The sequence below is a fragment of the Pseudomonas sp. A-R-19 genome, assembly GCF_019956575.1.
In the GTDB taxonomy this organism is placed as follows: Bacteria; Pseudomonadota; Gammaproteobacteria; order Pseudomonadales; family Pseudomonadaceae; genus Aquipseudomonas.
In genome coordinates, this window is the sequence record NZ_JAHBDR010000040.1 from 74,481 (window position 1) to 95,659 (window position 21,179).

General features: G+C 60.8%; 15 protein-coding genes. 7 read left to right on the top strand and 8 right to left on the bottom strand.

The window, feature by feature from the left end:
* Positions 1 to 84 precede the first annotated feature (84 nt).
* The 5 genes from KGA88_RS08420 to KGA88_RS08440 all read right to left on the bottom strand — a co-directional run bounded on the left by KGA88_RS08420 (position 85) and on the right by KGA88_RS08440 (position 6,463).
* Positions 85 to 1,944, bottom strand: a complete 1,860-nt coding sequence (locus tag KGA88_RS08420; RefSeq protein ID WP_223590097.1) for a TonB-dependent receptor domain-containing protein — start codon at positions 1,942 to 1,944, stop codon at positions 85 to 87.
* A gap of 157 nt (positions 1,945 to 2,101) precedes the next feature.
* A complete protein-coding gene (gene dxs / locus KGA88_RS08425) occupies positions 2,102 to 4,000 on the bottom strand; it encodes a 1-deoxy-D-xylulose-5-phosphate synthase (RefSeq protein ID WP_223590100.1) in 1,899 nt (632 codons plus the stop codon).
* A gap of 91 nt (positions 4,001 to 4,091) precedes the next feature.
* Positions 4,092 to 4,979, bottom strand: a complete 888-nt coding sequence (gene ispA, locus KGA88_RS08430; protein WP_110661003.1) for a (2E,6E)-farnesyl diphosphate synthase — start codon at positions 4,977 to 4,979, stop codon at positions 4,092 to 4,094.
* The gene (locus tag KGA88_RS08435) at positions 4,976 to 5,218 is read right to left on the bottom strand and encodes an exodeoxyribonuclease VII small subunit (protein WP_007970180.1); all 243 of its coding nucleotides are present in this window, start codon (positions 5,216 to 5,218) and stop codon (positions 4,976 to 4,978) included. The genes ispA and KGA88_RS08435 overlap by 4 nt, the downstream gene beginning before the upstream one ends.
* Before the next feature lie 105 nt (positions 5,219 to 5,323).
* Entirely contained in the window at positions 5,324 to 6,463 is a 1,140-nt protein-coding gene (locus KGA88_RS08440; protein WP_223590102.1) for a Fic family protein, read from the bottom strand.
* Between the two features lie 277 nt (positions 6,464 to 6,740).
* Between KGA88_RS08440 and KGA88_RS08445 the strand changes: the two genes are divergently transcribed.
* Genes KGA88_RS08445 through KGA88_RS08470 form a run of 6 tightly spaced genes read left to right on the top strand, consistent with a single transcriptional unit; the run spans position 6,741 to position 16,911 of the window.
* Positions 6,741 to 7,532, top strand: coding sequence for a YfaP family protein (locus KGA88_RS08445; protein WP_223590104.1), 792 nt, complete (start codon positions 6,741 to 6,743; stop codon positions 7,530 to 7,532).
* 38 nt (positions 7,533 to 7,570) lie between these two features.
* A complete protein-coding gene (locus tag KGA88_RS08450; protein ID WP_223590106.1) occupies positions 7,571 to 9,283 on the top strand; it encodes a DUF2138 domain-containing protein in 1,713 nt (570 codons plus the stop codon).
* Positions 9,280 to 9,918 (top strand): DUF1175 domain-containing protein, encoded by a 639-nt coding sequence (locus tag KGA88_RS08455; RefSeq protein ID WP_223590108.1) that lies wholly within the window; start codon positions 9,280 to 9,282, stop codon positions 9,916 to 9,918. Before KGA88_RS08450 ends, KGA88_RS08455 begins: the two co-directional genes overlap by 4 nt.
* Positions 9,915 to 14,474, top strand: coding sequence for an alpha-2-macroglobulin family protein (locus tag KGA88_RS08460; protein WP_223590110.1), 4,560 nt, complete (start codon positions 9,915 to 9,917; stop codon positions 14,472 to 14,474). Before KGA88_RS08455 ends, KGA88_RS08460 begins: the two co-directional genes overlap by 4 nt.
* A gap of 16 nt (positions 14,475 to 14,490) precedes the next feature.
* Positions 14,491 to 16,095, top strand: a complete 1,605-nt coding sequence (locus KGA88_RS08465) for a DUF2300 domain-containing protein (RefSeq protein WP_263296051.1) — start codon at positions 14,491 to 14,493, stop codon at positions 16,093 to 16,095.
* A 3-nt stretch (positions 16,096 to 16,098) separates the two neighbouring features.
* Entirely contained in the window at positions 16,099 to 16,911 is an 813-nt protein-coding gene (locus tag KGA88_RS08470; RefSeq protein WP_223590114.1) for a YfaP family protein, read from the top strand.
* On the opposite strand, the gene KGA88_RS08475 is transcribed toward KGA88_RS08470, so the two are convergent.
* Positions 16,898 to 18,073, bottom strand: coding sequence for a sensor domain-containing diguanylate cyclase (locus KGA88_RS08475; RefSeq protein ID WP_223590116.1), 1,176 nt, complete (start codon positions 18,071 to 18,073; stop codon positions 16,898 to 16,900). The two genes, KGA88_RS08470 and KGA88_RS08475, sit on opposite strands and share 14 nt — an antisense overlap.
* Positions 18,074 to 18,312: 239 nt before the next feature.
* Between KGA88_RS08475 and KGA88_RS08480 the strand changes: the two genes are divergently transcribed.
* Complete coding sequence (locus KGA88_RS08480) at positions 18,313 to 19,326, top strand: YhcG family protein (RefSeq protein ID WP_223590118.1); 1,014 nt, start codon at positions 18,313 to 18,315, stop codon at positions 19,324 to 19,326.
* 305 nt (positions 19,327 to 19,631) lie between these two features.
* On the opposite strand, the gene KGA88_RS08485 is transcribed toward KGA88_RS08480, so the two are convergent.
* Both KGA88_RS08485 and ppa read right to left on the bottom strand, forming a co-directional pair.
* Positions 19,632 to 20,378, bottom strand: coding sequence for a S24 family peptidase (locus KGA88_RS08485; protein ID WP_110660563.1), 747 nt, complete (start codon positions 20,376 to 20,378; stop codon positions 19,632 to 19,634).
* A gap of 229 nt (positions 20,379 to 20,607) precedes the next feature.
* Positions 20,608 to 21,135, bottom strand: coding sequence for an inorganic diphosphatase (gene ppa, locus KGA88_RS08490; RefSeq protein WP_007894323.1), 528 nt, complete (start codon positions 21,133 to 21,135; stop codon positions 20,608 to 20,610).
* Positions 21,136 to 21,179 lie beyond the last annotated feature (44 nt).

The following is a 21,179-nucleotide window of genomic DNA, read 5'->3' on the forward strand; positions in this document are numbered from 1 at the left end:
TCAGGCATGCGACATCAGCCTGATTGCGGTCGCTGCGCAACCGAACGGGGGCAAGCCCCTCGCCACAAATGATCGAGTCTGGCTTTAGATCCCCGGTGTCCAGGTCACCCCGAACATCCACGCCCGACCTTCCTCGCGATACCCATACTGGCTACCCAGGTAGCTGTACAGCGCCCGACTGTAACCCTTGTCCAGCAGGTTATCGACCTTCAGCTCCAGCTTGATTTCACGATTGAGCTCCCAACTGCTACGCAACCCCAACAAGGCATAACCACCGAGCGGCTGTTGATTGTTCAGGTCGTCATAGCTGCTGCTGACCGCTTGCCAGCTGGCGCCGAGACCCAGGCGATCGAACTGCCGGTCGAGATCCCAGCTCAAGGTGCGCCGTGCGCGACGGGCCAGGGTGTGGCCTGTGTCACGATCCCGCGGGTCGATGATCGCCACGCCGAGGTTGCTCTGCCAATCGAACAGTTCCTGCTTCAGCGCGGCTTCGAAGCCGTTGATCCGCGCCGAGGCGACGTTCTCCGGGCGCGAGTTGCTGCCGAAGATGATCGCGTCTTCAAGGTCGGTGCGATACAGCGACGTCTCCAGGCGACTGCTCTCGGTCAATTGGCTGCGCCATTGCAGCTCATAGCTTTTTGAGGTTTCAGGCTTGAGGTCCGGGTTGCTGAAGTCCGGGTAGTAAAGATCGTTGAACGTCGGCGCGCGGAAGCCTTCGCTGTAGGTCAGCAGCACTTCGTTGTCCGGGTTCAGCGGCAGGGTGAAGGTGCCGCTCCAGGTGTTCTGGCTGCCGAACTGCTGGTTATCGTCGTGACGCAGGCCCAACTCCGTGGAGAAACTGTCCGCCTCAAAGCGATGCTGGATGAATGCTGCGCGGTTCCAGCGGCTGTCCTCGTCGAACGGCGTGCTGCTATTGATCCGGTCTTCGTACCAGTCGCCGCCCAACATCAGGCTGTTGCGCTCGTCGAGCGTCAGATCGTTCTGCCAGGTCACCGAGTCGCGGTAGGTGTTGAAAACGCTGCGTTCGTCACTGAGCTTGTCCAGGGTCTTCTCGCGGTTTTCGCTGTGGCCGAATTCAACACGGGTTTTCCATGCTTCATTAATACGCGCGTCAATGTAGCTGCTGACACTGCTCACATCGAATTCGTTGTAAGGCTGCTGTTGAGCTGAGTCGAACGGACTGTCGAATTCGCTCTTGCCACGGTTATCCAGCACATTGGTGCCGACTTCGATGTCATCGGTCAGGGCGTGGCTCAGGCTCAGGCTAAACGACTTGTTGCGGTATTCGTCATGGTCGCCGTCGCTGGGATACGACTCGTGAGTACGATTGATCCCGACGGTTTCGTCGAGGCTGGCGCCAAGGTTGAAGCGGGTTTTTTCATCGCCACCGGACAAACCGAGGCTGCGCTCCCAGGTCTGGTTGCTGCCAAAACCCATGTGCAGTCGCGGTTGCAGGCCCTGTTCGCCGCCACGGCGGGTGAAGATCTGGATCACTCCGCCGATCGCATCGCTGCCGTAAATCACCGAGCGGGAGCCGCGCAACACTTCCACGCGCTCGACCTGGTCGATGTTGATGTGTTGCAGGTTGCTGTCACCTGAGGTCGAACTGCCGATGCGCTGGCCGTCCACCAACACCAGGCTCTGGGCCGACTGGGTGCCGCGGATGTAGACACCCGGAAGACTGCCGCGCCCACCGGTCTGCGAGACTTGCACGCCCGGCACCCGACGCAGCAGATCCGTGACGCTATCGGGTTGCAGGCGATTGATGTCGTCGCGGGTGAAGACGGTGTTGGCGGCGCTGCTGTCGTTGCGCGCCTCGACTTGGCGGTTGGCGCTGATCAGCACGTCGGGCAGCTTCAGTGCCTGGTCGCGTTCGAAGGTGTCGGCTAAAGCGTTGGTGGTGGGCAGCAGAAACAGAGGCAAGGCGAGGTGGGAGAACTTCATTGGTAGTCCGATGGTGCTTTGAGGCAAATACAATTTTGAGAGGTCCACAAAACACTGTGGGAGCGGGCTTGCTCGCGAAGGCGTCGGTACAGCCAACATTGATGTTGGATGTGCCGGCCTCTTCGCGGGCAAGCCCGCTCCCACAGGGAGAGTGTGTTTAGCGGTCGAGCAGTTGCAGGCGCTCGCGAATGGACGCTTCGATTCCCGCTTCGTCCAAACCACACTCAGCCAGCATTTGCGCAGGCTTGGCGTGTTCGACGTAAATGTCCGGCAAGCCCAGGTGCAGCATCGACTTGAGGATGTTTTCGCGGGCGAGGAATTCGCTGACCGCGCCACCGGCGCCGCCCATGATTGCGTTCTCTTCGACGGTCACCAGCAGTTCGTGACTGCCGGCGATTTCGCGAACCAGCGCTTCATCCAGAGGTTTGACGAAGCGCATGTCGACCACGGTCGCGTCCAGCGTCTCGGCGACTTTCAGGGCTTCGGCCAGTTGCACGCCGAACACCAGCAGGGCAACTTTGCTGCCCTGGCGGCGGACTACACCTTTACCGATCTCGATCGGTTCGAGGTCTTTCTCGATAGTCGCGTTCGGGCCATTCCCACGTGGATAACGCACCGCCGCCGGGCCTTCGTACTGGTGACCGGTGGTGAGCATCTTGCGCAGTTCGTTTTCGTCGCTCGGGGTCATCACCAGCATGCCGGGGATGCAGCGCAGGTACGAAAGGTCGAAACTGCCGGCGTGGGTCGGACCGTCTTCGCCCACCAGGCCGGCGCGGTCGATGGCGAACAGCACGTCGAGGTTCTGCACCGCCACATCGTGAACAAGCTGGTCGTAACCGCGCTGCAGGAAGGTCGAATAGATGGCCACCACGGGTTTGGCGCCTTCGCAGGCCATGCCGGCCGCGAGGGTGACGGCGTGCTGCTCGGCAATGGCCACGTCGAAGTAGCGCAGCGGGAAGCGCTCACTGAAAGCGACCAGGTCCGAGCCTTCCTTCATCGCCGGGGTAATCCCGACCAGGCGCGGATCGGCAGCCGCCATGTCGCACAGCCATTCACCGAACACACCGGAGTATTTCGGGCCGCTGGCTTTTTTCGGCGCGGCAGCCGGCGCGTCCAGCGGTTCGAGTTTGGTGATGGCGTGGTAGCCGATCGGGTCGACTTCCGCCGGGGCGAAGCCTTTGCCCTTCTTGGTGACAATGTGCAGGAACTGCGGACCTTTCAGATCGCGCATGTTACGCAGGGTGGCGATCAGGGTTGGCAGGTCGTGGCCATCGATCGGGCCGATGTAGTTCCAGCCCAGCTCCTCGAACAGCGTGCCGGGAACCAGCATGCCTTTTGCGTATTCTTCAGTGCGACGGGCGATTTCCCAGGCACCGGGCAGGCGCGACAGCACTTTTTTGCTGCCTTCGCGCATGCTCGCGTAAGTACGGCTGGAAAGGATCTTCGCCAGATAGTTCGACAAGCCACCGACATTGCGCGAGATCGACATGTCGTTGTCGTTGAGGATCACCAGCATGTTGGCGTCCACTTCCGGCGCATGGTTCAGCGCCTCGAACGCCATGCCCGCGGTCAGGGCGCCGTCGCCGATCACCGCGATGGCCTTGCGCTCGCTGTTTTGCAGGCGGGCGGCAATCGCCATGCCCAGCGCGGCACTGATCGAGGTGCTGGAGTGGCCGACGCCAAAGGTGTCGTACTCGCTCTCGGAGCGACGCGGGAAGGCGGCAACGCCGTCCTTCTGGCGCAGGGTGCCCATGCGCTCGCGACGACCGGTGAGGATCTTGTGCGGATAAGCCTGATGACCTACGTCCCACACCAACCGGTCGTCCGGGGTGTCGAAGACGTAATGCAGCGCGATGGTCAGCTCGATCACGCCCAGGCCGGCACCGAAATGCCCACCGGTCTGGCCGACCGTGTAGAGCAATTCCAGGCGCAACTCATCGGCCAGGGTTTCCAGCTCGGCTTCGCCTAACCGGCGCAGGCCGTCCGGCGTGTTCGCGCGGTCGAGCAGGGGCGTGGTCGGGCGCTTGCGGGGAATCTCATGAAACGTCGTGGGCATCAGGCGAATCGTTATAGGTATAAAAGATGCGGCAGTTTACCTGATGCATCGCCCCCTGCCCACGCGTTGGTCCTTTTTGGCGGATTCGCCGTCAGCTGCGGCGATCGACGATATACCGGGCCAGATCACGCAACGGCTCGGCGGCCGCGTCAAACGGTCGCAGTGCGTGCAGGGCCTGGTCGCGCAGCTCCAGGGCATAAGCCTTGGCCGCGTCGAGGCCGAGCAGGGCCGGGTAGGTCGGTTTGTCCCGGGCAATGTCGGCACCCTGGCGTTTGCCGAGGGTTTCGGTATCGCTTTCGACGTCTAGGATGTCGTCCTGCACCTGGAATGCCAGGCCGATGGCCTGTGCATAAGCCTGCAGGGACTTGAGTTCGTCTTTCTCGGCACGGCCGCTGGCCAGGGCACCAAGCTTGACGCTGACCTCGATCAACGCGCCGGTTTTGTGCCGGTGCATGTACTCCAGGGCTTTCTGGTCGAGTTTCAGACCGACCGAGCCGAGGTCGATGGCCTGGCCGCCGACCATGCCCGCCGGACCTGCGGCCAGTGCCAGGGCGGTGACCATTTGCAGGCGGATGTCGGCATCCGTGTTGCTCAGATTTGGATCGAGCAGCGCGCTGAAAGCCAGGCTCTGCAAACCGTCGCCGGCGAGGATCGCGCAGGCTTCATCGAATTTCTTGTGGGTGGTGGGCTGGCCGCGACGCAGATCGTCATCGTCCATCGCCGGCAAATCGTCGTGCACCAGTGAATAGGCGTGGATCAGTTCCACTGCACAGGCCGCGCCGTTGGCTTGCTCAGGCTTGCCGCCCAACGCTTCGCACGCGGCATAGGCCAGCAGTGGGCGCACGCGCTTGCCGCCATTCATTACGCTGTAGCGCATGGCCTCGTACAACCGCGCAAGCTCCGGGCCCGGTGCCGTGAACAGGGTTTCCAGAGCCGCATTGACGCGAGCCTGGCTGGTGGCCGAGTACGCTGCAATCATTCTGGCTGGTCCGCGTCGAAGGGTTCCTCGGCCAACTCGCCATCACGCTCGAGCAGCACTTGAACCTTTTGCTCGGCCTGGGCCAGCGCCGCCTGGCAATCGCGGGTCAGACCGATGCCTTGCTCGAAAGCGGCCAGCGAGTCCTCCAGCGACAATTCGCCATTCTCCAGACGCTCCACCAGCGTTTGCAGGTCGGCGAGGGACTGTTCGAAATCCAGTGCAGCTTTTTTGCGGGCCATGGCGGCGATTTCCGGTTGACGTTAAACCGGCGCGACACTAGCAGATAGGGGGGTTATGGGCAAATGAGGGGGGGTGTTTGGGTGCAATGGTTTCAGGCCTCAGGTTCACGCCTCATCGGGGTATTTGATCTGGTACCGGGTACTGCGCCCGCCACCGGGCAGGCGTTTCAGGCAGTCTTTGTCCAGCAGTTCGGTCAGATGACGGGTCGCGGTTGCTTTGGATACTTTGGCGACGGCCTGGTATTGAGCCGCGCTGATGCCGTGCTCGAAGCCTCTTTCGCCGCCGTCGAGCAAGCGATTCAATACTTTTGTTTGCTCGGCCGACAGCTCGGATCTCTGATGTGCCTGCCAGAATCGCGCCTTGCCCAGCACACTGTCGATCCGCGTCATGGCTTGTTGCAGGCTGCGCAGAAGCGTTTGCAGGAACCACTCCAACCACTCAGTGACATCTGTCGTAGCCTTTTGACTGGTTTCCAGCACGCGGTAGTAACCGGAGCGGTCCTCAAGAATACTTGCCGACATTGCATAAAAACGAATCGCCTGAGCCTCACCCTGCGCCAAAGCCAGGTCGGTGATGGTGCGCGTGAGGCGACCATTGCCGTCGTCAAACGGGTGGAGTGTGACAAACCAGAAGTGTGCGAGGCCAGCACGCAGCAATGGGTCGAGTCCGGCCTGGTTTCGGCCGCTCTCAAACCAGTCGAGGAAGATTTCGAGTTGACGCTCAAGGCCCAGTCGAGGCGGCGCTTCGAAGTGCACGGTCGGCTTGTCGAGACGACCGGAGACGACCTGCATCGGTTCATCGCCTCGCAATGCACCGACACGTATCGCCCGGGCGGCGAGGTCGCCGTCCTGCTCCGGAAACAACCATTCATGCCAGTGCAGCAAGCGATCCAGCGTCAGTGGCTCGGCAAAATGCTGCGTAGCATCGAGCATCAATTGCGCAAGACCTTCACTGCGTTGGCTGACTCTATCGCCATCAACCAGATCCAGGCCCAAGCGCCGAGCCAGCGACGAACGAACGGAACCGACGTTCAGTTGCTCACCTTCAATGGCCGATGAGGTGACGATGTTTTGCAACAACGCATCCAGCTCACTTTGCGCGCTCAGCGAGCTGCCCACGGAACTGGCCATGCCCATTAGCCGACCTTGCGCTTGAACGCACTCGCGTAACAAGGGCGCCAGGCGTTCGGCATTCCAGGTGAAACCCGGCCAATCAGGCTGCTGCCATATCCATTGAGGTGTCATGAACTTGATGCTCTAAGTGGGGTGAGCCGATTAGACGGGCTATTCGGCTCACATAATGAGCCGAATATGATACTTATTCGGCTCACCGTCCACCCATTACCGTGACTTCCACCGCAATTTCGGAGCCATCCGATTGTTAAAAAACATCCGAATGGCTAACCTTCGAGCCCTATACGACCCCGCAGTCACGGGTCTTTCAGACGAAACACAGTATCCACATCTGTAACGCGCCCAGGATCAGGCGCAAGGTTTCGTCATGCATGGCAGGAGGCGTCGCATGCGCTCATTTCTTTTGCTGCTGATCGGGTTGGCTATCGTGCCGGTGATTCTGGCTGCGCCGAGTGCCGAGTTATCGGAACCGGTGGGTGGCTGGCGTTACAACGGTCTGCTGGACCGTAGCGAAAACCCGCAAGTCGCCTATCCCACGCCGCCGATTGATCGGGGTGTGCAGCGCAATCGCACGATGATCGAAGGCCAGCTGAAGGCCCTGGGCACCCAGCGTGGGCCGCACACCTTGGCGGTCAACGGCAATCCGCTGAATCTCTATACCGACGAGCAAGGGCGTTTTGCCCGGCCCTATGCGTTTGGCGCCGGCTCCAACAGCGTCGAAGTGCGCAGCGCCGAAGGCCAGTCGCTCGAGCGTGTGCAATTCTACGAAGCCAACAACCTGCGGACCCCGGCCAGGATTCGCGTGGTGCTGGGCTGGGACGATCCGAAAGCCGAACTCGACCTGCATGTTGTCACGCCTGACGGCCAGCATGCCTTCTGGGCGCACTCGGCCTTGACCAACGGCGGCGGCCTCGACCCTGATGGCGTCGATGGTCCGGGCCCGGAAATGTTCACCATGACCGCACCGCTGCGTGGCACCTATCTGGTTTACGTGAACTATTGGGGCAACTTCGGCAGCGGCGGCTATAACTTCGATGAGACCAGCAACCAGAACGAGGTGATTACCTCGCAGATCAACCTGGTGCTCAACGAAAACACCGTCGATGAAAAACGCGAGACCTTCATCGTGCCCCTGCGCGCAATCGGCGACCTGCTGCTGGTCAAGACTTTCAACTATTAAGCATCCCGCTCCACGGATGAACATCGGGTTTTGTGAACATGAGTGATAGCACTGTTACCCCCGCCGCTGACGCACCCGCGGCCAAACCTTCCCTGCATTGGCCGACGCTGCTGATCGGGATGTGCCTGGTCGTTGGCGTGGCCGGTGGGTTGGGCTGGTTCATGCACAAGCCCAAGACCCCGGCGCCGGTGTTGGCCAGTGACAAACTGGGCATGAGTCGCCCGGATGGCTTGCTGGAAACCCATTCCCTGAGCCAGCTGCCCAAGGACCTGCTGGCGGTGCCGTTCCTCAAGGAAACCCTGACCGAAGATTTCGTCTTCTATTACGAAACCCACGCCGATCGCCTGGGCTTGATCGGCAGTTTGCGACGGATCATCTACGAGCATGACTTGAAACTGCAGGACACCTTGATCGAGCAGCTGTTCGATCAGCCCGCCGACGTAGCGTTGTGGCGCGGGGCGGACGGGCGTCTCAAGGATTTCCTGTTGGTGATGGATCGCGGTGGGCTGGCCAAGGTGCTGGAGCCGCTGGCCAAAGTGGCGCTGGACGACTCGCAGCTAAGCAAAATCGCGGAAGTGAAGGTCGGCAGCGACGACGTGGCGCTCTATCAACTCAACTACAACGCGAGCAAGGCGCTGCTGTTCGCGTCCCATGGCGACAAGCTGGTGGTGCTGTCCAATCCGGTGAAACTCTACGATCCGCAGAGTGGTGCAACGGAGGAGCCAGGCAGCGTGTCGACCATGGCCATTGCCGCGCTGCTCAATGGCGAAAAACTGTTCCCCGAAGCCTTCGGCCTGCCGCCGCGTGCGCCGGAGGTGAAACAACGCCTGTCGGTGAATGCCAGTGTGCTGGCCATGGGTTACCAGCGCTTCATTCCGAACTTCGCCGGCCTGCGCTTCGACATGGACGACAAGGGCTGGCACAGCTTCCTGGCCATGGATGAGCTCGATAATCAGCCGGACTTCGATTTCAAACCGATCTGGCAAGCCATGCCTATGGGCGCCAGCGCTTGTGTGGCGTTGCCGCTGGCCGCCGAACAACAGAAACCGCTGCTGGTGAAACTCGGTGCGCAGGAGAAAGTGGCCCAGGCGCTGACTGAACACATGGCCGGCGCAGCGGGCCTGTGCTGGTATGCCGATTCGCGGTTGTACACGCCCTTGCTGGTGGCCAGCCTCAACGATGACGACAGCGGCAAACTCGATGGGGATCTGGGCAACCTGTTCAGCTCGATGGTCGGCGCCTACGAGAGCAATGTCGAAGAAGGGGCCTTCCCGGTGGTGGAAAAGCAGGAAGGCCAGAGCCATCAGTGGCAACGTCAGGTCAGCTCCAGTTTCGGTCCTTATGCGGCCAAGGACGCTGAAGATCCCGACGCCATCACCGGCAAGGCGTTCATGCGCGTGAGCCTGGCGCGCCACGGTTCGACGCTGCTGTTTTCCCTCGACGACAAGCTGGTGGACAAGGCCCTCGGCACCCTCGAAAAACACTTCCCGCCGATGGCCGACGTGGTACCGAAAGACCTGCTGATGCCGGTCTATTTCGGCCCGGATTCGATGGCGCAACTGATGCAGCAGGAAACCCTCGACAGTCTGCCCCAGGACTTGGAGCCGGTGTTCTACAACGCCGCGCAAACCTACCTGATCCCGAAACTGCGCAAGCTCGGCGGCTACGGCAAATATGCCCTGACCTTGCCCGAAGGCAGCGAGCCAGACGGTCACTGGCAGTGGCTGCCGCTGGAGTGGAAAGCGCTGTGACGGCATTGATCCGAAGTTTCGGCTTGCTGGCTCTGTTGCTGAGCGCGGCTGCCCGCGCTGTCGAGGCACCATCGCTTGACCCACAGCAGTCCCAGGTATTTCGTGCCTGGTTCGTGCGCATCGCCCAGGAGCAACTGAGCCAGGGCCCGAGCCCCCGTTGGTATCAGCAAGACTGTGCCGGGCTGGTGCGCTTCGCTGCCAATGAAGCGTTGAAAGTCCATGACGACAAATGGCTGCGCAGCAATGGCCTGTCCAATCGTTACCTGCCGCCGGAGCTGCAATTGAGCGATGCCCAGCGCGGTCTTGCCCAGCAATGGCAGCAGGGCGGCGGCAAAGTCGGGCCATACGTCAACGCGATCAAATTGATCCAGTTCAACAGCCATCTGGTCAGTCGCGATGTGTCTCAAGCACGCCCTGGCGACCTGATGTTTTTCGATCAGGGCGACGACCAGCACCTGATGATCTGGATGGGCCGCTACATCGCCTACCACACTGGCACCACCACCCCCACCGACAACGGCATGCGTTCGGCAAGCCTGCAGCAACTCATGACATGGAAGGACACCCGATGGATACCCGACGCAGCCAACCCCAACTTCATCGGCGTCTATCGACTGAATTTTCTCTCCCAATGACCGGTGCCCGCATGCTGCGTTTTCTGTCTCTGATGTTGGTGTTGGTGTTGCCTTTCTCGGCGGCAAACGCCGAAGATTCGGTCCCGGCCAGCGGCTATGCGCCAGTGGCCGGTGAGAGTTTTTTCCTGCTGGCCGACAGCAGTTTTGCCAGCGATGAGCAGGCGATGGTCCGACTCGAAGCGCCGGGCCGCGACTATCGCCGGTTTCGCATGGAACCCTACGGCGGCGCCGACATTCGTGTGTATCGCATCGACAAACCACTGGATTTCCTCAAGCGCCAGAAGAACCTGCATCGGGTGGTCAGCGATGGCCAGTTCAAGGGTGAAGGCCTGTCCAACACCCTCGCGTACCTGTGGGACAACTGGTATCGCAAATCCCGTCGGGTGATGCAGCGGGCGTTTTCCTACGAGTCGCGTAAACAAGTCACCGAGGAAGTGCCGGAGCTGAAGATGGGCAACGCGATGGCCGCGCCAACGCCCTACGATGCGCAGCCGCAATTCGCGTTGATACCGGGTTTGCCGGTGGTCGGCCAGTTCCGTTATCCGTTGTGGCAGGCCAAGCCGATCCAGCCACCTGCCGGGGTGAACCTGGCCGGTTCTTCCAGCGATTTTGTCAGCGTCGCGCCGGGCAACGTCTACATCCCTTTGGGCAACCTCAAACCGGGCCTGTATCTGGTGGAAGCGCTGATCGGCAAGTACCGCGCGACCACCATGGTGTTTGTCTCCAACACCGTGGCGGTGAGCAAGATTGCCGGTGACGAATTACTGGTGTGGGCTGCGCGCAAACACGAAGGCAGTTCGGTGCCGAAGGTCAATGTGCTGTGGACCGATGGCCTCGGTGTGATGAGCAGCGGCGCCACGGATACCGATGGCTTGCTGCGCCTGAAACACGTCAGCCCCGAGCGTTCGTTCGTGATCGGCGAGGACGAAGAGGGCGGGGTGTTCGTCTCCGAGAATTTCTACTACGACAGCGAAATCTACGACACCAAACTCTATGCCTTCACCGACCGGCCGCTGTATCGGCCGGGGGATTGGGTGTCGCTGAAAATCGTTGGGCGAGAATTCAAGAACGCGCGGGATTCGGTGCAGCCAAGCGCAGCCGACGTCAGCGTGACCGTGCTCGATGCGACCGGCACGGCGCTGCAATCCCTCGATCTGAAGCTCGATTCCAAGGCTGGCACCCAGGGCCGGTTCCAGTTGCCGGACAACGCAGTGGCTGGTGGCTATGAACTGCGTTTCAGCTACAAGGACCAGGCCTACAGCAGCGCCTTTCGCGTCGCTGAATACATCAAGCCGCACTTCGAGATTTCGCTCAATCTGGCCAAGCAGGATTACCGTACCGGCGAACCGGTCAAGGGCAGCCTGGTATTGCTGTACCCGGACGGCAAGCCGGTGGCCAATGCCAAGTTGAGCCTGAGCCTGCGTGCCCAGCAGCTGTCGATGGTCGACAACGAACTGCAATACCTCGGGCAATTTCCGGTGGAGCTGACCAGCACCGAATTGACCACAGATGCCAAGGGCAATGCGTCCCTTGACTTGCCGGCAGCGGACAAGCCGAGTCGCTACATGCTCACGGTGTTTGCCAGCGACGGTGCGGCGTATCGCGTGAAAACCACCAAGGAAATCCTCATCGACCGCGGCGCGGCGAATTTCCGCTTGAGCGCGCCTCAACGCTTCAGTGCGGTGGGTGACAAGGTTGCCTTCAGCTACACCCGTGAGGGCGAGCAGGCCCAAGCCGTTTCGCCCGGCAGTTACGGCTGGGTACTCCTGGAAGACCAGAGCACCGGTGAAGGCAAACTCGCGGCAACCGACAAGGGTTTCACCCTGGCCTTCGACCGGCCGGGCACCTACAACCTGACGCTCAAGGATGAGCATGGCCGCGTGGTTGGCGCCACCGGTCATTCGGTCACTGGTGAGGGTGTCAAAGCGGTACCCGGCACCGTGGAAATCGTCCTCGACAAGCCCGAGTACATCGCAGGCGATGAAGCGCTGGCGTTGATCACCTTCCCGGAGCCGGTCAGCGATGCCCTGCTGTCGCTGGAGCGCGACAAGGTCGAAGCGACCGCGCTGCTGTCCAGGGGCGCCGACTGGCTGAAGATGGAGAAACTCAGCGATACCCAGTACCGCGCGCGCATCCCGGTGAAGGACGGTTTCGCGCCGAACCTGACCTTCTCGGTGCTGTACACCAAGGGCGGCCAATACAGTTTCCAGAACGCCGGCATCAAGGTGGTCACGCCACAGATCGACGTGGCCATCACGACGGACAAGGAAACCTATCAGCCGGGTGACACCGTCTCGGTAGACCTGACCACCCAGTTCGCCGGCAAAGCGATTCCCGCGCACCTGACGGTCAGCGTGGTTGATGAAATGGTCTACGCTCTGCAACCGGAAGTGGCGCCGAGCATCGACCAGTTCTTCTATCACCCACGGCGCAACAACGTGCGCACCAGCGCCAGTTTGTCGTTCATCAGTTATGACGTCGCCTTGCCAGGCAGCCCTGGTGCGCCGGGTAAAGCCAATCGCAGTGAGCGCGGCGTGAAAGTGCTGGAGCGGCCGCGTCGCGAGGACGTCGACACGGCGGCGTGGCAACCGGAATTGCTGACCGATGCCAGCGGCAAGACCCGCTTCACCTTCAAGATGCCGGACTCCCTGACCCGCTGGCGCATCACCGCCAGGGCTATCGCCGATGACGGTCAGGTCGGGCAGAAGAAGCAATTCGTACGCTCGGAAAAACCGCTGTACTTGAAATGGAGCGGTCCAACTCAATTCCGCGCTGGCGACAAACCGGACCTGGGTGTGTTCGCCTTCAGTCAGGCCGAGAAACCGGTCAAGGCCGGGCTGGTGACCCATTTCGCCGGCAACGAACAGCGCGTGCCTGTCACCCTGAACAGCGGCATCAACTACATCCCGCTGCCGGCCTTCGAGCTGGCCAATGGCGAGTGGAGCGCCGAGCTGGTGCAGGACGGCAAAACCGCTGATGCCCTGGCGGTGCGCCTGAGCGCGACGGGTGAAGGCTGGCAAGTGACGCAATCGCAGAGTCTCGATGTGAGCAGCGGCGATACACCGCTGACTCTGCCGGCAGACGCGACCGATATCCGCCTGCGCCTGGACGACAGTCCGCAAGCGTTGTTCCGTTCGGCCCTCGACGATCTGTTGAGCTACCCCTACGGTGGCGTCGAGCAGACGGCCAGTCGCCTGCTGCCGTTGAGCATCGCCTACCCGACGCTGGCGGCGAATCCGCAGATCCGCGATCGCTTGCGCCTGATCATGCAAAACAGTCGCCTGCGCCTGGTGCAAATGGCCGGCCCTTCGGCGAGCTTCACCTGGTGGGGCATGGACGGCGAGCCGGATGCGTTCCTCACCGCCTACGCCTATTACGCCGACTGGCACGCCAGCCAGGTGCTGGAACTGAGCCTGCCGCCGGAGCATTGGCAGCGGGTGCTGGAGGTCTACGCCAAACAGGCCAGGAACACGCCGCTGTTGCAGCGGGCGCTGATCCTGTCGTTCGCCAAACAGATGCAGTTGCCGGTCAACACCTTGCTCAGTGGCTTGATGGATGATTTGGCGAAAGCGGGCGAGGGCACTGCCGCGAACCTGATGGAAGACGGTGAAGATAGCCTGGTCATGAGCGATCCGGATTCTGCGCTGGGGCTGGCTGCCGCACGCGTGCTGACGGCCTCGCTGGCCAGGCAAGCGAAGGTCGTTTTGCCGGACGCGTTCAATCGGCAACTGAGCGATGCGCAGCAACGTCTGGCGGTCAGTTCCCAGCCGTTTGCCGAAGCGCTGAACCTGTCACTGCAACCCTTCGATCAGGCTCACGCCCAGGCCTTGCTGCAACGTTTGCTGCCACAGCAATCGACCCTGGAGCGTGCGTTGGCGTTGACCTGGCTGCAACGCAGCATCGAGCAGGCATCGCCCACCATTGCATTGGCGCCGGGTGAAGGCTGGAAGAAACGGTACGGGGTTTCTGGTGAGATGTATTGGACGTGGCAGGGGCCTGCACCAGTACCGGCGGTGTTGACGCTGACCGGCGCACAAGAGCGTCCGCTGCGCGCCGCATTGAGCTACCGCAGCCAACAGCCGACGGTCGATCCGATGGCGATGACTATCACCCGTCGGCTGTCGCGACTGGTGCCGGGGGATGAGGCCTTCACCTTCAAACTTGAAGCCGTCGGCAATGCGCCGCTGTCCAGCGACAACCTCTATCTTGACGAAGTGATTGTCACCAGCAAAGCCGCCAAACCGTTGCGCTACGGCCTGCTGGAAGTGCCGCTGCCACCGGGCGCCGATGTCGAGCGCACCACCTGGGGCATCAAGCTCATGGGCAAGACCGGCACCGAACCGACATCGCTGGAAAAGGCGCGTTTCGAGCCGGGGCAAATGGCTTACGCCGTTCCGGTCGATGCCTTGAGTGGCGAATTGCGCTTGCGGCATCTGGTGCGTTTCTCGCAGAAGGGCCAATTCAACTTGCCGCCGGTGCGTTTCACTCAGGTGTATGCGCCGCAACATCAAGCGCTGGAACAAAAGGCAGCCCTTGGCCAGGTCACGGTTCACTGACGTGCACAGGCTGCTGATGGCTTGGTTGCTGTGTTTGATCCCTGTGCTGGCAACGGCGCAGGACGAACCTTTGCGCCTGGCCTTCAAGGGCGATTTGTTGTCCCTGAGCCGAACGCAGGTGATCACCCGTGAGCCGTTGCTGCAGACCTTGCAGACGCCGCTGGGCAGTGTGTGGAAGTTGTTTGTCTACGCCTGGCTGGTGGATACCGGGGCGCGTGAACCGGCGTATGAATGTCGTGGCCAGTCGAAGGAAGAGGTTTATTGCTGTACGACGGGCGGCAGGATCGAGCGTGATCAGGCGTTGGTGAAATCGTGTGGTTTGTACTTTGAGCCGACACGGCTGGGCATCCGCGATGCCGACTGGCGAGCCTATTGGCAGACGCGGCAGGCGCCGCCATGGTTGCTGGATTTGCCTTCATTGCAACCGGCCACACGGGTTTCGGTGGCGGAACTGTTGAAGGTGCTGTCGGCACTGCCGGCACAGGATCAAGCCCGGCGTGCGTTGCTCGATGTGGTGCTCAATGCCGCTGATGGCAATGTCGTCGGTGAGCTCGGTAGTCGTTTGCGAGTGAAGACCTGGAGCTGGTTGGCGGATCAGGACGCAACATCGCGTCAGGGCGGGTTTGCCGGTTGGACGGCAGACGGTACTCCGGTCTGGTCTGGAGGACGGGGCACCAGTCAGCGGGTACTCAGTGATTATGCGCAAGCATTGTCTACGGTGATTCCTGTTGCATGGCCTGCGGATGCAGGGCAGTGCGTAGAGGTCGACCTGTTCTCCCGCTATCCGCTTCGGCGCGTGCTGTCAGGGAGTGCTGTGGCGTCCTCCGGGCCGTTGCAGGGTGACTATCGCGTTGAGTTCGCCAACGGCAATGCGCTGGATATCCACAGCGACGGCGAGCTGTTTCTGCTCAACGACAACCTCGTGGCGCGCCTGGATCGCGAAGAGTACGTCGCCCGGGTTCTCCAGCGCGAAGCCAGCGCCGAACCGGTCGAGGCCGCTAAAGCCCTGGCTGTGGCCATTCGTACGTACCTGCTGCAAAACGCCACGCGCCGTGGCGATTGCCTGAGCATCGACGACAGCAGCAGCCGCCAGCGGGTCGCACCGCGTCCGCCGTCGCCCGAGTCTCGCGACATCGCCGCGTGGACCAGCGACCTGGTGCTGGCCGGCAGCACCGTGACCTACCATTCCGACCAACCTGGCCCGGACAAACTGTCCTGGCAGCAAGCCGTCGAACAGGCCCGTGCCGGTCAGCGCTACGACGCCATCCTGCTGCACGCCTACCCACGCGCCAGCCTCAGCCGCTGGGACAACCCGGTCGCGTCCTGCGAAGCGTTGCCCGCCGCGCAAGACTGGCTGCAAAAACAACGGCGCGGCTGGCGCCCGCGGCTTGAAAGTGAAACCGGCTACAACGAAGTCAGCACCTTCGCCGTGTGCCGTCTGCCCTTCGGCCGCCCCTATGTCGACCGCGAACGCCAGCGCATCTACGTGCGCGGCGTGCTGACGCTGCAAGACCGCCTCGACTTGACCCACGAATACCTGCACCTGGCCTTCGAAGCACACCCCAACGGCCAGGATGAAACCTACATCGAAGGGCTCGCCCGCCACCTCTTGCTGGAATAGACCATGAAACTCCTTTATCCACAGGTCTTGCTGTTTCTCTGTTCGCTGGTGGCGTTGCCACAGGTGATGGCGGCTGACAGCGTCAAACTCGACACCCCCGCAGGTGGCTGGCGCACCGGCGCGCCTGAGGGCGAAGGGGAAAGCTTCCGGCAGATCGTCAACTACCCGGCCTCCTCGGTGAATACCCCGGCAGGACAGGCCAACACCGCGCGCATCAGCGGGCAGATCAAGGCCACAGCGAAATCGACAGAACCCGGCCGACTGATCGTCAACGGTGTGAGCATGCCGCTGAAAATCGATCCGGCAGGCAACTTCGATCGCCCGTTCTCATTCCCCAACGGCAGCAATAGCGTCGAGGTTCGCAGCCCTGATGGCCAACAACGTAAACGCACGCAGTTCCTCAACAGCAGCGGCGGCGCCACCCCGGCCAAATTGCGCGTCTTGCTGGCGTGGGACAGCGACGGCACCGACCTCGACCTGCACCTGATCACCCCCGACGGTGCGCACATCTGGTACGGCGACCGTGTCGCGCCCAACGGCGCAGCGCTCGATGTCGACGTCACCACCGGCTACGGCCCGGAAATCTTCGCCATGCCCGCGCCGATCAAGGGGCAATACCTGGTGTACGTGAACTACTTCGGCGGCGGCTACAGCAGTGATGAAGAAGGGCAGGAAGACGCGGTCCAGCCGCTGACCACCGCGCAGGTGACGGTGATTACCGAGGAAGGAACGCCGAGCGAGAAGATGGAGACGTTCCTGGTGCCGATGCGCGCGGTGGGGGAGTTGACATTGGTGAAGTCGTTCAGCTATCCGTGAGGTTGAGGTACAACTTGCGCAGGGTTTGCACCCGATTGCGCCCGTGATCCTTGGCGCCATACAGGGCTTCATCGGCTTGTGAAAGCAGGCTCGAAAGGTCGTAGCCCGACTCGCGGGTGGTGACGACGCCGATGCTGACACTGAGCATTCCCGGCTCCAGCATCGACAGTTGGGAAAACGCCTGGCGGATGCGTTCAGCCACCTGAACTGCTTCTTGCTCATCCGCCTCTTTGAGCAGGCAGGCAAACTCCTCTCCGCCGATGCGACCGAACACATCGTGATTGCGAAGGTTGCCCGTCAGAATCCGGCTGAATGCGATCAGCGCCTGATCCCCCATCGGATGGCCAAAGCTATCGTTCAGGCGCTTGAAGTGATCCAGGTCGCACAACAGCAGGGCGACAGATTCCGTTCGGCGTTGGCTATCCGCCAGCAACCGCTCTCCGTGGGACATGAAGGCGCGCCGGTTACCGATCCCGGTGAGCGAATCGCAGAATGCCGCCGCCTTGAATTTGAGCTCGGTGCGTTCCTTGACCATGGCCAGCGTCACATAAGCAATGCCAATGACGTACAGCATGGATTCGAACAGCATGAAGGAGAAAAAGCGCACACCCTCGCCGACGCCCGACAGGGCCTGATCCAGCGGCAGGCTTTTGTCGATCACACTGCGAACGATGTAGAAAACGGTATGCAGCAGGGTCAGAACCAATGCGGGCATGTACGCGACATCAAGGCTCTGACGGTTACGCCAGAACTCCGCGGCCGTCAGCACGCCATAGCCGGCCGCCAGCAGGGAATACATCACGACGCGCAGCGGCATGGCGTCATAGAACGCGGGAATCAGGCAGAGGCTCAGCCAGATGCCCGCGCCGGCAAAGATTCCCGGCAGCGACGGCGCGCGCCCGACCAATACGCGCATGGCGGTCCAGTTCATCGCAGCGCTCAGCAACAGGGCCACGTTGCCAAAAATCAGCGGGACAAAGTCGACCCCGCGCCCACGCCAACTGACCAGCACCACACCCAGGGCGGCGAGCAGCATCATTGCACCCAGATAAGCCAGAGGCCGCTCACGGGTTTCACGCCACCAGGCATGACAGGTCAACAAACCCATCAGAATAAAAACGAAGACCGAGACTACCAGCAGGGTCGGGATGTGCAGATCCATTGCGTAAGTTCCCGTTGAGCTTGAAAGCGAAGTCCGACCGACAGAGCTTCTTCCGGGGTAAGGGTTGCGGTCTTTGGACGGGGTGGATTTAGCATCGGCCAATTTGGCTTGGCAAGTGTTCTGTGGGCGGGATGGAGGGTTATTAGCGTTGTTTCATGCAGAAATACATTGTGAATGTTCCTGAGTCGGTATCAGGAGTAATTGAGAGGGCCCTCCAACCGACATGGAAATGCCCTGACGTGAATGATCTTCGTAGCGGTACCTCTCTCGATTCTGCTTTCAACGAAATCACCCAACTGATTGTGACTGCGCGACAACGCGCGATGCAGGCGGTCAACACTGAGCTGATTGAATTGCACTGGCAGGTTGGGGCTTACATCAGTCGCAAAATTGAAGCGGCGGAGTGGGGGGATGGGGTGGTGGCGCAGTTGGCTATGCACCTTGAGCGTACACAACCTGGGCTGCGTGGGTTTACACGACGAAATCTATTTCGAATGCGCCAGTTCTATGAGGCGTACAGGGGCAATGCAAAAGTGTCAGCACTGCTGACACAATTACCCTGGACCCAGAATCTGATTATCCTCAACCAGAGCAAACGCCCGGAGGAGCGTGAGTTTTACTTGCGCATGGCAATCCAGGAGAAGTGGTCGAGCCGCGAACTGGAGCGTCAGTTCAAGGCGGCTCTGTTTGAACGTTCAGTGGTCAGCCCGGCAAAAGTGTCAGCACCGCTGAGACAAATTCATCCCCAGGCCCTGGAGGTGTTCAAGGATGCCTACATGGTCGAGTTTCTGGCCCTGGAGCGTGGCCATGCAGAGACAGACTTGCATGGAGGCCTGCTGCACAGGCTCAGGGATTTTCTGATCGAACTGGGCAGGGACTTCTGCTTTGTGGGTTCGCAATATCCATTGCAGGTAGGTGGGCGTGACTTTGCGCTGGACCTGTTGTTCTTCCACCGAGGGCTGAACTGCCTGGTGGCGATCGAACTCAAGGTCGGGCGCTTCGAACCGGAATACCTGGGGAAGATGGATTTTTATCTTGAAGCGTTGGACCGCAATGTCCGCAAGCCACACGAAAACCCGGCGCTCGGCGTATTGTTGTGCGCGAGCAAAGAGGACGAAATCGTCGAATACGCCCTGAACCGCTCACTGTCGCCCGCCTTGATCGCGGAGTACCACACCCAGTTGCCGGACAAGAAGCTGTTGCAAGCCAAGCTGCAGGAGTTTTATGCGTTGAATGCGCAAGAGGCTGAGTGATTTTTGTCGTTGAACATTTTCTTTCAGGCATTAAAAAGCCGGCTTGTGGCCGGCTTCTCGGGGACTGGCTTGGATCATTTTTGGTAAACCGCGCCAGCCTTCAAAACGTACACCCGGATCTTGCGTCCGGCTGTGGGACCTGGGGAGAAAGTCATCTGCCAGGTCAGTGCATCTGAGCCGCAAGGCGGGTCGATGCGCAAATGTGGGGCGCAGCATACGCAGGTTTGGCGAAAATTCCCAGCGGGAAGTGCCGGGCAGAGCCGCTTGGCCACCTGAGTGGGTGGCCGATGGGCGTTCCGGGGCGTTTAAAGAAACGGTACCACCGGCCGCCGTTTGTTCAGGGTCGACCACCAGAACACCCAGCCCAACACCCTGATGTTCTGTTGTTCGATTTCTCCAGCCCTGAAAATTTCATCCGGGTACTCGGCACGGTTGTGGCTGCGCAGTCGCAGGGAGTTGCCCGGTAGTCGGTGCAGGTATTTGATGCGCAGCATGCCGTCATGCTCGATGGCGTAGATCTCGCCATCGATAATCTGGGTCAGGCCGCGGTCAATCGCCAGGGTCGAACCGTCTTCAATTTTCTCTCCCATGCTGTTGCCGCTCATGAAGGCACAGATGGCGTCGGTGTGGTTGATTTCCAGGGAGTCGAGGTGATTGCGGGGCAGGCGGATGGATTGCTCGGGGTCTTCAATGACGTGGGTTTTGTTTGAGCCCGGGGTGATGGCAGCTTCTTTGTACAGAGGCAGTTCGACGTCGGCAGGCTCAATGACGGTGTAGACGCCACGGATGGTCTGGGCATCGAAGGTGTGGCCGGACTCGTCGAGCAGGCGCAGGTGCTGGGCGTCTTTCGAGCCTTCGCCGGTTTTCAGCCAGTCGCTGTTGACGGAGAGTTTTCTGGCGACTTCTTCCATGCAATGGGCAGGCACGCCGCGGGTGTACCAGTTATGTACATTTTGCGGAGCCGTATCCAGGAAGTCGGCAAATCCGGTGGTCGTGATGTTCGCTGCTTCGAGGAGCGCCTTGAAGCGTGGGCCGCTAGTGTTCTTTTTCATGAACACGAGTCTACTGGCGGCTGGTGAGGGTTTGAATAAACGCTTCGTTCAAATTTTGCGGGAAATTTACGACCGGATGTAAGACGCTCTTGAGGAATTTTAAACAGGCGGAAACCAGGATCGAACAAGGTTAAACGTCATGTTTAACGCGCTTATCATGCGCCCACAAAAAACCCCGGATCACCCGGGGTTTTTCTTGAAGCTTGTCGCTTGAAGCTCGCGGCTGCTCTTAGCCTTTATAGGCAGCAACCGACTTGGTGATTGCGTCGCGGGCGGCGTCTGCGCCGGCCCAGCCTTCGATCTTCACCCATTTGCCTTTTTCGAGATCTTTGTAGTTCGCGAAGAAGTGCTCGATCTGCTGGATCAGCAGTGCTGGCAGGTCGGTGTATTCCTTCACGTCGACGTACAGCTGGGACAGCTTGTCGTGTGGGACTGCGATGACTTTGGCATCGCCGCCGCCGTCGTCGGTCATGTTCAGGATACCGACCGGACGGGCGCGGATCACCGAACCTGGAGCAACCGGGTAAGGGGTCACGACCAGCACGTCGAGGGGATCACCGTCGTCAGCCAGGGTGTTCGGGATGTAACCGTAGTTGGCCGGGTAGAACATTGGGGTGGCCATGAAACGGTCAACGAACAGGCAATCGCTGTCTTTGTCGATTTCGTATTTGATCGGCGCGTGGTTGGCCGGAATCTCGATCGCGACGTAGATGTCGTTCGGCAGGTCTTTGCCAGCCGGAATCTTGCTGTAGCTCATTGGGCGTTGCCCCCGTTAGTTGACCAAAAACACTTGGCCGGATT